At 69.8% G+C, this 12599-nt stretch carries 9 protein-coding genes; all 9 read left to right on the plus strand.

The features are described 5' to 3' along the window. Nucleotide 1: 1 nt before the first annotated feature. Nucleotides 2-2359: a penicillin-binding transpeptidase domain-containing protein gene (locus ACQPYM_RS17510; protein ID WP_433021895.1), complete on the plus strand. Its 2358-nt coding sequence runs from the start codon at nucleotides 2-4 to the stop codon at nucleotides 2357-2359. Between the two features lie 50 nt (nucleotides 2360-2409). Next, nucleotides 2410-3951, plus strand: coding sequence for a UDP-N-acetylmuramoyl-L-alanyl-D-glutamate--2,6-diaminopimelate ligase (locus ACQPYM_RS17515; RefSeq protein ID WP_433021897.1), 1542 nt, complete (start codon nucleotides 2410-2412; stop codon nucleotides 3949-3951). Further along, entirely contained in the window at nucleotides 3948-5342 is a 1395-nt protein-coding gene (locus ACQPYM_RS17520; RefSeq protein WP_433021898.1) for a UDP-N-acetylmuramoyl-tripeptide--D-alanyl-D-alanine ligase, read from the plus strand. The genes ACQPYM_RS17515 and ACQPYM_RS17520 overlap by 4 nt, the downstream gene beginning before the upstream one ends. Continuing rightward, nucleotides 5339-6400 (plus strand): phospho-N-acetylmuramoyl-pentapeptide-transferase, encoded by a 1062-nt coding sequence (gene mraY / locus ACQPYM_RS17525; protein ID WP_433021900.1) that lies wholly within the window; start codon nucleotides 5339-5341, stop codon nucleotides 6398-6400. The genes ACQPYM_RS17520 and mraY overlap by 4 nt, the downstream gene beginning before the upstream one ends. 118 nt (nucleotides 6401-6518) lie before the next feature. After that, the gene (gene murD / locus ACQPYM_RS17530) at nucleotides 6519-7958 is read left to right on the plus strand and encodes a UDP-N-acetylmuramoyl-L-alanine--D-glutamate ligase (RefSeq protein ID WP_433021902.1); all 1440 of its coding nucleotides are present in this window, start codon (nucleotides 6519-6521) and stop codon (nucleotides 7956-7958) included. A 15-nt stretch (nucleotides 7959-7973) separates the two neighbouring features. Next, the gene (ftsW, locus tag ACQPYM_RS17535) at nucleotides 7974-9251 is read left to right on the plus strand and encodes a putative lipid II flippase FtsW (RefSeq protein ID WP_433021904.1); all 1278 of its coding nucleotides are present in this window, start codon (nucleotides 7974-7976) and stop codon (nucleotides 9249-9251) included. Between the two features lie 5 nt (nucleotides 9252-9256). Continuing rightward, complete coding sequence (murG, locus tag ACQPYM_RS17540) at nucleotides 9257-10345, plus strand: undecaprenyldiphospho-muramoylpentapeptide beta-N-acetylglucosaminyltransferase (RefSeq protein WP_433021906.1); 1089 nt, start codon at nucleotides 9257-9259, stop codon at nucleotides 10343-10345. Beyond that, the gene (murC, locus tag ACQPYM_RS17545; protein WP_433021908.1) at nucleotides 10342-11781 is read left to right on the plus strand and encodes a UDP-N-acetylmuramate--L-alanine ligase; all 1440 of its coding nucleotides are present in this window, start codon (nucleotides 10342-10344) and stop codon (nucleotides 11779-11781) included. Before murG ends, murC begins: the two co-directional genes overlap by 4 nt. Before the next feature lie 18 nt (nucleotides 11782-11799). Further along, a complete protein-coding gene (locus tag ACQPYM_RS17550; RefSeq protein ID WP_433021910.1) occupies nucleotides 11800-12540 on the plus strand; it encodes a cell division protein FtsQ/DivIB in 741 nt (246 codons plus the stop codon). Nucleotides 12541-12599 lie beyond the last annotated feature (59 nt).

Below are 12599 nucleotides of genomic sequence, written 5' to 3' on the forward strand. Positions count from 1 at the left end.
GATGACGGAGCGACGGGGCAGCGAGCCGCCACGGAAGCGTGGCGGCGACTCTGGCCGGGACAACCCGCGCCGCGCTACCCCGCCGCGCCGCCCGTCCGCTACGGACAGCACCCGCTCCAGTACTCCTCGCTCCGGCCGGGCAGGACCTCCGCCGGACAAAGAAGGACGCAAGCCGGTCGGCAGGACCCGCAAGGCCACGGGAGAGCCTCGCAAGTCCGCAAACCGCCCAGCAGAACCCCGCAAGGCCGCAGGCCGCGCCGCCGATCCCCGCAAGTCCGCGGGGCGCAGCGGCGAGCCGCGCCTGCGGAAGGCGAGTCCTGCCGATTCGCCCCGGGCGAAGCGGGCTGCGGGAGACCCGCCCAGGCGCACTGCGAAGAAGGCCGTAGCCGACGCATCTCGCCGTACTGCGAAGAAGGCTGCTGCCGCGCGTCCGGCGAAGGCCGCCAGTGGAGCGCCGCGCCGTACCGGCGAACCACCACGCAAACGGACCAGCAGCGGTAGCGGCCCCAGGAAGCGTCCGCCGCAGAACCGGCGCCCACCGCGCAAGCCGAAGGTCAAGAAGCCACCCCGCACGTTGAAGCTGGGCCGCCCGACGCTGCGGCTGCGGCTGACGTTCGGCGTGATGGCCTTCGTGCTGTCGCTGTTCGCCGGCCGGCTGATCCTGTTGCAGGGGGTCGACCCGGACTCCTACGCGCTCGCCGCGACCAAGGAGAACACCAAGCCGTTCGAGCTGCACGCCCCGCGCGGCGACATCGTGGACCGTGCCGGCGTCCCGCTGGCGGCGTCGGAGGAAGCGGTGGCGATCACCGCCGACCCGATGCAGACCGGCCCGGTCGCGACCCAGCTGGCCAGCATCCTGGCCGCCAAGCTGCCCGGTACGACGTACGGCAGGCTCCACGCCGACCTGACCCGGAAGGGTCGCTACGTGCTGCTCGCGAACAAGGTGAGCCCGCCGACCTGGAACGAGATCGAGCAGGAGATCAAGAAGCAGAACGTCGCGATCAACGCCCAGAACAAGGGCAAGCCGAAGGACGCCAAGGCGCCGCTGCTGGCCGGCCTGTTCACCGAGTCGGACCCGATCCGCAGCCACCCGCTCGGCACCGTGGCGGCCGGTGTGGTCGGCGCGGTGGGCAAGGACGGCAAGGGCCTGGCCGGTCTCGAGTACGGGCTGAACGACAAGCTGTCCGGCACCGACGGCAAGGCGATGTACGAAGTCGATGCCAAGGGCAACAAGATCCCGAACGCCGACCACACCGTCCAGGAGCCCAAGCCCGGGGTCGGTGTGCAGCTCACCCTGGACTCCGACCTGCAGTGGGTCGCGGAGAAGCGGATCCAGGAGGCGGTCACCAAGTGGAAGGCCGAGTCCGGCACGGTGGTCGTGATGGACGTGAAGTCCGGGGAGATCCTGGCGATGGCCAACTCCCGGACGTACGACCCGAACAAGGCGCTCAAGCCGAGCGAGATGAAGAATCCCGCGCTCGACCGCGTCTACGAGCCGGGCAGCGTGCAGAAGGTGGTCACGATGGCGGCGCTCGCCGACGCCAGGTGGATCGACCTCGACACCAAGCTCGACGTGCCGGGCACCCTCATGGTCGAGCGGCACCGGATCAAGGACCACTACCCGCACGGCAACGAGAAGCTGACGATCTCCGGAGTGATCGCGAAGTCGTCCAACGTCGGCACCATCCTGGCGGCCGAGCAGATGCCGACCGCGCAGTTCGTCCGCTACCTGAAGAACTTCGGCTTCGGTGAGCCGACCGGGCTGAAGTTCCCCGGCGAGAGCCGCGGGCTGATGCCGCCGGGTGACGAGTGGGACGACCTGACCAAGGCGACGGTCTCCTTCGGCCAGGGCCTGGGTGCGAACGCGGTCCAGATGACCGCCGCGGTGAACGCGGTGGCCAACGGCGGCGTCTACGTGCCGCCGAAGCTGGTCAAGAACTACGTCGACGCCGACGGCAACGAGATCCCGAATCCGACGGCAACGCCGCCGCGCCGGGTGGTGAGCGAGGAAGCGGCCAAGATGGTCGGGACGATGATGGAGTCGGTGACCTCCCCCGGGGGCACCGCGCAGCAGGCCGCGATCGCCGGTTACCGGGTCGCCGGTAAGACCGGAACGGCCCAGCAGACGGACCCGTCGTGCGGCAACAAGTACTGCAAGTGGGCGACTTCTTTTGCCGGATTCGCTCCCGCCGACAACCCGCGCTTCGTCACCTACGTCGTACTCCACAACCCGGCGAACGGCCGGGGTGGTGGTCTGCAGGGAGGCCCGGTGTTCCGCGACGTGATGAGTTTCGCGCTGCAGAAGTACGCAGTTCCGCCGACCGGCGCGAAGCAGCCGCACACCCCGCTGACCTGGTGACGCCGGGTCAGGTAGGTGTCACCGGGCCCGGAGCGGTAGCCTCTGGGCCCGTGTCCACCCCAACCGCCGCAGGCGGAGCCGTTGCCGCGATCAGGCCGCAACGGACCGTGCCGGTCGGCCTCGCCGACCTCTCCCAGACCGCCGGAGCCAAGGCTCCGACGGAGCTCGCCGACGTCTCCGTGACCGGTGTGTCACTCGACTCCCGGTCGATCCTCCCGGGCGACCTGTACGCCGCCCTGCCGGGTGCGCTGACCCACGGAGCCGCCTTCGCCGCGAACGCCGCGGCAGCCGGCGCGGTCGCAGTACTGACCGATCCGGACGGTGAGGATCGGGCTCGGGCCACCGGCCTGCCCGTGCTGGTGGTCGCAAAGCCGCGCGATGTGCTGGGCGCGGTCGCCAGCCGGATCTACGGCGAGCCGACCAGCGGGCTGCGGTTGCTGGGCGTCACCGGCACGAACGGCAAGACGACCACCAGCTACCTGCTCGACGCCGTACTGCGCACGCTCGGTCAGTCCGCCCTGATCGGCACGATCGAGACCCGGATCGGCACCGAGGCGGTCAAGAGCGCCCGGACCACGCCGGAAGCCACCGACCTGCAGGCCCTGTTCGCGGTGATGCGTGAGCGCGCCGTCGCGTGGTGCGCCATGGAGGTCTCCAGCCACGCGCTGGCGATGGGCCGGGTGGACGGCGCGCGATTCGCGGTGGCCGGGTTCACCAACCTGACCCAGGACCACCTCGACTTCCACAAGACGTTCGAGGAGTATTTCGCCGCGAAGGCGTCGCTGTTCACCCCTGAGCGCTGCGATCTGGCCGTGGTGAACATCGACGACGAGTACGGCCGCCGGCTCGCCGCGCAGACCGTCGTACCGCTGGTGACCGTCTCGACCACGCGCGACGCCGACTGGACCGTCGCTGGGACGCATCAGTCCGAACACGGCACCACCGTGATCGACATCCAGGGCCCAGCCGAGACGCTGACCGTCGAGATCGGGCTGCCCGGCGACTTCAACGTCGCCAACGCCTTGCTGGCGACCGTGATGCTGCGGCAGATCGACGTACCGGCCGAGGCGATCGCCGCCGGCCTGCTGCACGCCGCCGTACCGGGCCGGATGGAGACCTTCACCCGGGCCGACGGGCTGAGCGTGATCGTCGACTACGCGCACACGCCGGACGCGATCGAGCTCGCACTGCGCGCCGCTCGGACCGCTACGAAGGGCCGGCTGTTCGCTGTGGTCGGCTGTGGCGGCGACCGTGACCCCGGCAAGCGGCCCGCGATGGGCGCTGCCGCGGCCCGAGCGGCAGACGTGGTGATCGTGACCGACGACAACCCACGCAGCGAAGAACCTGCGGCGATCCGTGCGGTGACGATCGAGGGCGCGAGAGCCGCTGTCCCGACCGTCGATCTGCGCGAGGTGGGTAACCGCCGTGAGGCGATCGCCACCGCGATCGAGCTGGCCGGACCCGGCGACACCGTGGTGGTGCTGGGCAAGGGCCACGAGACCGGCCAGGACGTCGGCGGCGTGATCCACCCGTTCGACGACCGGCAGACCGTTCGCGAGCTGATCGCGGCGACCCCGGAGGCAACCCTGTGATCCCCGTCAGTTGTGGTCAGATCGCCGAGGCGGTCGGTGGTGAGCTGGCCGGCGTCGAGCCGTCGGCCGTGGTCGACGCCGGCGTCGAGATCGACTCCCGCAAGGTCGTCGAGGGCGGGCTGTTCGTCGCCCTCGTCGGCGAGAACGCGGACGGCCACGAGTACGTGCCGGCGGCGACCGCGGCCGGTGCGACCGTCTCGCTCACCACCCGGCCGGTCGAGGGCAGTCCCTGCATCGTCGTCGCCGACGCGGAGAAGGCACTCGGCGAGCTCGCCCGGTTCGTCGTCGCCCAGCTGCCCGACCTCACCGTGATCGGCCTGACCGGTTCGCAGGGAAAGACCAGCACCAAGGACCTGATCGCCCAGCTGCTCCAGCCGTACGGCGAGACGGTGGCACCGGTCGGTTCCTTCAACAACGAGCTCGGCCACCCGCTCACCGCGCTGAAGGCGGATCCGAAGACCCGCTACCTGGTCGCCGAGATGGGGGCCCGGCACGTCGGTGACATCACCTACCTGTGCCGGATCACGCCGCCGAAGGTCGGGCTGGTGCTCAACGTCGGCTACTCGCACATCGGCGAGTTCGGCAGCCGGGACGCCATCGCCGCCGCCAAGGGCGAGATGATCGAGGCCGTCCTGCCCGGCGGTACGGCGGTCCTGAACGCGGACGACGAACGCGTCGCCGCGATGGCCAGCCGGACCAAGGAGACTGTGGTCACCTGGGGCGAGGCACCCGGCGCCGACGTCAAGGCCAGCGGGATCGAGCTCGACCCGCTCGGCCGGGCCGGCTTCACCTTGCAGATCGGCGGCGAAGAGCACGCAGTACAGCTCCAGCTGATCGGGGAGCACCACGTTGCGAACGCGCTCGCCGCCGCGGCCGCAGTACAAGCTGTCGGGTTGACGCCGGCTCAGATCGCCGACGGGCTGAACGCCGCGACCCTGGTGTCGAAGGCGCGCATGGAGCTCACCCAGCGGCCGGACGACGTCACGATCATCAACGACGCCTACAACGCCAACCCCGACTCGGTCCGGGCCGCGCTCAAGTCGCTGGTCGCCATCGGCCGGAGCCGGGGCGCCCGCACCTGGGCGGTGCTCGGCGAGATGCTCGAGCTGGGCGACACCAGTACCGAAGAGCACGACGGGATCGGCCGGCTGGCCGTCCGGCTGGACGTGAACCGCCTGGTCGCGGTGGGCGAGGGAGCCCGGCCGATCCACCTGGGCGCGTCCCTGGAAGGATCGTGGGGCAACGAGTCGGCGTTCGTGCCGACCATCGAGGACGCGCTGGAGCTGCTCCGCGCCGAACTGCGGCCGGGAGACCTGGTGCTGGTGAAGTCGTCGAAGGCGGCAGGTCTCAGACGGCTGGCCGACGCGTTGCTCGAGGAGGCTTCGCAGTGATCCAGATCCTGCTCGCGGGCGCCGTGTCGATGGCGCTCACGCTGCTCGGCACGCGACAGGCGATCAAGCTGCTGTCCAAACGTGGGTACGGCCAGGAGATCCGCGACGACGGCCCGACCTCGCACCACACCAAGCGCGGTACGCCGACGATGGGCGGCACCGTCTTCATCGTCGCCACCATCGCCGGGTACTTCGTGGCGAAGCTGTTCACCGGCAAGCCGCCGAGCGCCTCGGCCCTGCTGGTGCTGTTCCTGTTCGCCGGGATGGGCGGGGTCGGCTTCCTGGACGATTTCATCAAGATCTTCCGGCAGCGCAGCCTCGGCCTGCGCAGCAAGGCGAAGCTGGCCGGGCAGACCCTGGTCGCGGTCGCCTTCGCGATTCTGGCCCTGCAGTTCCCCGACGCCCGCGGGCAGACGCCGGCCTCGCCGTTCATCTCGTTCATCCGCGACATCTCCTGGCTGCACCTGGTGCCGGTGCTGGTGGTGATCTGGATCCTGCTGCTGATCGCGGGCATGTCGAACGGCGTCAACCTCGCCGACGGCCTGGACGGTCTGGCCACCGGCGCCTCGATGATGGTCTTCGGCGCCTACACGCTGATCTGCATCTGGCAGTCCAACCAGAGCTGCCTGACCGCGCCGGGGATCAAGTGTTACGAGGTCCGGGATCCACTCGACCTGGCCGTGGTCGCGGCCGCATTGACCGGCGCGCTGTTCGGCTTCCTGTGGTGGAACGCGTCACCGGCCAAGATCTTCATGGGTGACACCGGTTCGCTGTCGCTGGGTGGCGCGCTGGCCGGGTTCGCGGTGATGACCCGGACCGAACTGCTGGTGCTGCTCCTCGGTGGCCTGTTCGTCATCATCACCGCCTCCGTGATCCTGCAGGTCGGCTACTTCAAGCTGACCAAGGGCAAGCGCTTGTTCCGGATGGCGCCGCTGCACCACCACTTCGAGATGCTCGGCTGGGAACAGGTCAACGTGGTGATCCGGTTCTGGATCATCTCCGGCCTGTGCGTCGCCACCGGGCTCGGGCTGTTCTACGCAGAATGGGTGGCGCAATGAGCTGTGTCCAATGGCCGCGCCTCCGGCACGGCGTGTCACGGGGCTCGACCTCCCGGCCTTCCCTCGTCGCTCCGGTCGCTTCGCTCCCTCCACTCCTCAGTCCAGGCCGGGAGGCCCCGTGACTCTGCAATCACGTGTAGACGATGGCTGGTCGGGCACCCGCTTCGTCGTACTGGGCTTCGGTACTGCGGGTTACGCGTGTGCCGACTCGCTGCTGCAGGCCGGTGCCGAGCACGTCACCGTGCTGGACGACCGCGACACCGAGCCGCTGCGCGAGAAGGCGCAGATCCTCGAGACGCTGGGTGCCACCATCAAGCTCGGCCCGGGCAGTACCGCGGAACTCCCGGCGGACGTCGAGATCGTCGTCACCTCACCTGGCATCCCGCCCCACGCACCTTTGCTCGCGACCGCCGTCGAGCGGGGGATCCCGGTCTGGAGTGAGATCGAGCTCGCCTGGCGGTTGCGCGATCCCGCCACCGCCGCGCCCTGGTTGTGTGTCACCGGCACCAACGGCAAGACCACGACGGTCCAGATGCTGACCTCGATCCTGACCGCCGCCGGCCACCGTGCCGTTGCCGCGGGCAACGTCGGCCTGCCGCTGCTGGAGGTCGTGATGGACCCCGAGCCGTACGACGTGATCGCGGTCGAACTGTCCAGCTACCAGCTGCACTTCACCGACTCGATGTCGGCACACTCGGCCGCGGTACTGAACATCGCACCCGACCACGTCGACTGGCACGGCTCGATGGACGCCTACGCGCTGGCCAAGGGCAAGATCTTCGAGAACTGCCAGATCGCCTGTATCTACAACGTCGCCGACCCCGCGACCGAGCAGCTGGTGGTGGACGCCGACGTGATCGAGGGCTGCCGCGCGATCGGCTTCACCCTCGGTACGCCGGCCATCTCGATGGTCGGCCTGGTCGACGACCTGCTGGTGGATCGCGCCTTCGTCGAGCAGCGGGCCAGTTCGGCCCTCGAGATCGCGGCCCTGGCCGACATCACCCCGGCCGCACCGCACAACGTGGCCAACGCGCTCGCGGCGGCCGCGCTGGCCCGGTCGTTCGGCGTACCGGCGAGTGCGGTGCGCCAAGGGCTGCGGGTGTTCCGGCCGGACGCGCACCGGATCGCGTCCGTCGGTGAGGTTGCCGGAATCAACTATGTGGACGACTCCAAGGCGACCAACCCGCATGCCGCCCAGGCTTCGCTGCTCGCCTACGAGCACGTGGTGTGGATCGCCGGCGGGCAGGCCAAGGGAGCGACCTTCGACGAGCTCGTCACCGCGGCCAGGCAGCGTTTGCGGGGGGTCGTGCTGCTCGGCCAGGACAAGGCCGTGATCGCCGAAGCACTTGCCCGACACGCGCCGGATGTGCCGGTGATCATCGTGGAGGCAACGGACACTGGTGCCATGGAGACCGTGGTGGGGGAGGCGACGAAGCTGGCTCAGGTGGGGGACACCGTGCTGCTCGCGCCCGGCTGCGCCTCGTGGGACATGTTCGCCAACTATGGAGCCCGCGGAGACGCCTTCGCCGAAGCCGTACTGCGGCTGGGCGACAACTGATCCGGAGGTGATCGCATGACGACGATCACGGATCAGCCGAAGAAGAAGCCCGGCGCGCCCGAACGGCCCTGGCTGGCGGCGATCAAGGACGTGCTGGACCGGCCGCTGACGTCGTACCACATCCTGCTCGGCGCGACCGGGCTGCTGCTCGTCCTCGGGCTGCTGATGGTGCTGTCGGCCTCGAGCGTGCTGTCACTGCGCTCGAACGGCAACAGCTACACGATTTTCTACCGTCAGCTGATCTGGGTCGGCGTCGGCCTGCCGATGGCCTACGTCGCGTCCCGGATGACGCCGCGCCACTTCCGGATGCTCGCGTACGTCGCGCTGCTCGGGTCGGTGTTCCTGCTCGTCCTCACCTACATCCCGGGCCTGGGCAAGAACGTCAACGGCAACACCAACTGGGTCAGCTTCGGCGGCCCACTGCAGCTGCAGCCGAGTGAGTTCGCGAAGCTCGCGCTGGTGATGTGGTGCGCGGATCTCTACGCCCGCAAGCAGAAGCTGCTCACCCAGTGGAAGCACCTGCTCGTCCCGATGGTGCCGGTCTGCGGTCTGGTGATCGCGCTGATCGTCGGTCAGCGTGACCTGGGCACGTCCCTGGTGCTGATGGCCGTGATGGTCGGCATGATCTGGGTGGTCGGTGCGCCGACCAGGCTGTTCGTGGCGATGATGCTCGCGGTCGGTGCGGTGGCGGCGTTCTTCGTCGGCCAGGAGAGCTACCGGATGCAGCGGGTCACCCAGTTCATGGACCCGTTCGCAGACCCGAGCAACGTCGGCTGGCAGGCCTACCACGCGTTCTACGCGCTCTCCACCGGTGGCTGGTGGGGCGTCGGGATCGGCAACAGCCGGCAGAAGTGGGGCAACCTGCCCGAGGCCCACACCGACTTCATCTTCGCCGTGATCGGCGAGGAGCTGGGCCTGATCGGTTCACTCACCGTGCTCGCGCTGTTCCTCACCCTGGCCTACGTCGGCGTCCGGATCGCGACCCGGAACACGGACCCGTTCGTCCGCTATGCGGCCGCCGGAATCACGGTCTGGCTGATGGCCCAGACGCTGGTCAACCTGGGCGCCGTGATCGGACTGCTACCCATCGTGGGTATCCCGCTCCCGCTTTTGTCGTACGGTGGGTCCGCACTGCTGCCGTCGCTGATCGCGGTCGGCATGCTGCTGTCCTTCGCGAAGGCCGAACCCGGCGCGCAGGCCGCCCTCAAGGAGATCCGGCGGCCTCGGCTCGGATGGATGTCTTCGTGGCGCACACCTGGCCGCACTGGCCGTGAGAACACGCGGGAGCGTTGAAAGCTGTGCCGAGCATCGTCCTGGCCGGTGGTGGTACCGCCGGCCATACTTCCCCCCTGATCGCTACCGCCGACGCCCTGCGCCGGATCGACCCGACCATCGACATCATCGCGCTGGGCACCGAACGGGGACTCGAGGTCCGCGTCGTCCCCGAGGCCGGATACCGGCTGGAGCTGATCCCGCCCGTCCCGCTGCCGCGCAAACCCACGCCGGCGCTGTTCGCCGTACCGGGCAAGATGCTCAGTTCGGTGAGCGCGGCCCGCAAGGTGCTCGACGAGGCCAAGGCCGACGTGCTGGTCGGCTTCGGCGGCTACGTGTCGATGCCGGCGTACGTCGCCGCCTGGCGCCGCAAGACCCCCATCGTCGTGCACGAGGGCAACGCCCTGCCGGGCATCGCGAACAAGTTCGCCGCCCGCTACTGCACCCAGCACGTGGCGACCTCCTTCCCCGGCACGGATCTCCCGCACGCCTCGTACGTCGGCCTGCCGATCCGGCGCGCGATCTCTACTCTGGACCGGGCCGCGTTGCGGGCCGAGGCGCGGCAGTTCTTCGGGCTCGACCCGGAGGCGCCGACCCTGTTCGTCACCGGCGGTTCGCAGGGCGCCCAGCGGCTGAACGAAGCCTTCGCGGGGGCCGCCGCGGACCTGCAGGCGGCCGGCATCCAGGTGCTGCACGCGATCGGGCCGAAGAACTCGCTGGAGGTCGCGCAGACAGGTGGGTACCCGTACAAGGTGCTGCCCTACGTCGACCGGATGGACCTGGCCTACGCCGCCGCGGACCTGGTGGTCTGCCGGTCCGGCGCGAACACCGTCACCGAGGTCTCCGGCGTCGGGCTGCCAGCCATCTACGTTCCGTTGCCGCACGGTAACGGTGAGCAGGTGCAGAACGCCAAGCCCGTGGTCGACGCGGGCGGCGGCCTGATCGTCGACAACGCCGCGGTGACGCCGGAGTGGGTGCGCGCGACGGTTCCGCAACTTCTGCACGACCGGGAGCGTCTGACAGCTATGTCCACAGCTGCCCGCGGCGTGATCCGGACCGACGCCGACGACCGGTTGGCCAACCTCATCCTCGATGTGGTGAGGTCTGCCTCGTGATCGTCACCGCACCTGACACCCATCTGCCCGCCGAGAAGCTCGGCCGGGTGCACTTCGTCGGTATCGGCGGCGCCGGGATGTCCGGGATCGCCCGGATCATGGCGGCCCGCGGGATCGAGGTCTCCGGTTCGGACGGCAAGGACAGCAAGGTGCTCGGCGCGTTGCGCGCGCTCGGCGCGACCTGCTGGGTCGGTCACGCCGCCGAGCACGTCGCCGAAGCGGACACTGTGGTGGTCTCCACCGCGATCCGGGAGAACAACCCCGAGGTCGTCGCCGCCCTGGCCGCCGGGATCCCGATCCTGCCCCGCGCCGCCGCGCTGGCCTCGGTGATGGTCGGCCGGCGCACGATCGCCGTGGCCGGCACGCACGGCAAGACCACCACCACCTCGATGCTCACCGTCGCGCTGCAGCACTGCGGCGCGGACCCGTCGTACGCGATCGGCGGGAACCTCAACGAGTCCGGCTCGAACGCCCACGACGGCAGTGGCGACCTGTTCGTCGCGGAGGCCGACGAGTCCGACAAGTCCTTCCTGACCTACGGGCCCGAGGTGTCGATCGTCACGTCGGTCGAGCCGGACCACCTGGACAACTACGGCGACGAGGCCAGCTACCTGCTCGCCTTCGAGCAGTTCTGCGACCGGCTGATCCCCGGCGGCTTCATGGTCATCTGCATCGACGACGCGGGCGCCCGCAAGCTGGCCGAGTTCGCCCGCGCGCGGGGGATCGACGTCCGCACGTACGGCGAGGCGCCGGATGCCGACACCCGGGTCACCGAGATCACCGCGACCGGGGCGACCCAGTCGTTCGTCCCGGTGTTCCGCGGCCGCAAGCTGCCGATCGTGAGACTGCAGCAGGCCGGCAAGCACAACGCGCTGAACGCCGCGGCCGCGCTGACCGTCGGGCTCGGGTTGCACTTCTCGGCCGCGGATCTGGCCGAAGGGCTCGCGTCCTTCACCGGCACCGGCCGGCGGTTCGAGTTCAAGGGCCTGGAAGACGGCGTCCGGGTCTTCGACTCCTACGCGCACCATCCGACCGAGCTCGCCGTCGACCTGACCGCGGCGCGCACGGTGGCGGGGGAGGGGCGCGTGATCGCCTGTTTCCAGCCGCACCTGTTCAGCCGGACGAGGATCTTCGCGACCGAGTTCTCCGAGGCGCTGGCGCTGGCCGACGAGGTGGTCGTCATGGACGTGTTCGCGGCCCGCGAGGATCCCGAGCCCGGTGTCACCGGTGCGCTGATCGCCAACCACGTCCCGCTGAAGCCGGAACAGGTCCGGTTCGAGCCGTCCTGGTCCGCCGTACCGCGGCTGGTCGCGGACCTGGCCGAGCCGGGTGACCTGGTGGTCACCCTCGGTGCCGGCGACGTCACCCTGATCGGTCCCGAGGTAGTCGACCTGCTGGCCGAACGCGCGGCGCTCGCGGCGGCGGCCGGGGAGTGATCCGGTGGTGAGCGGGGGATGAGTCAAAGCACTGACCTTGCCCGGGCACAGGAGCGGTTCGCGCGCCGGCAGCGGTTGGTGCGCTGGCGCGGCTGGCTGCCCTGGGCGATCGGTGGCCTGGTCGTCCTGGTCGGCGGGATCACCGTCTGGTTGTTCTACTTCTCCTCCGTGCTCGCGGTCTCCGGGGTCAAGGTGGCCGGCGCCGACACGGTGCCTGAGGCAACGATCACCGAGGTGGCGGCGGCACCGATCGGGACGCCGCTGGCCAAGGTGGACCTGACCGCGATCGCGGAACGGGTCCGGAGCATCCAGTCGGTGGCGGACGCGCAGGTGACCAGGGCCTGGCCGGACCAGCTGAAGATCGTGGTGACCGAGCGGGTCGCGGTGGTGGTCGTCACCGACGGCAGCAACTTCGAGCTGGTGGACGCGACCGGGGTGGCCTTCAAAACCGTGCCGGCCAAGCCGGACGGCCTGCCCGAGGCGCTGGTGGTCGGGCGCCGGCGCGAGGTCACCATCAGTTCGGTGGTGACGGTCTCCGCCGCCTTGCCCGCCGCCCTTCGCTCACGGGTCGAGACGATTTCGGCGACCTCACCCGACTCGATCACACTGAACCTCGAGTCGTTGGTGAAGGTCGTCTGGGGCAGCGCCGATGACAGTGCGCGCAAAGCCGAAGTACTCAGCGTGCTGATGAAGCGGGACGCCCAGGTGTACGACGTCTCGGCGCCCGATCTCCCTGTCACCAAAGGGGAAAAGAAGTGAGCGTGCCCACATCGGGCACACATCGCACGGCGGGCGGCGAGGCGCGTGGACATTGCCGG

This window comes from Kribbella sp. CA-294648, from assembly GCF_050943845.1.
GTDB lineage: Bacteria > Actinomycetota > Actinomycetes > Propionibacteriales > Kribbellaceae > Kribbella.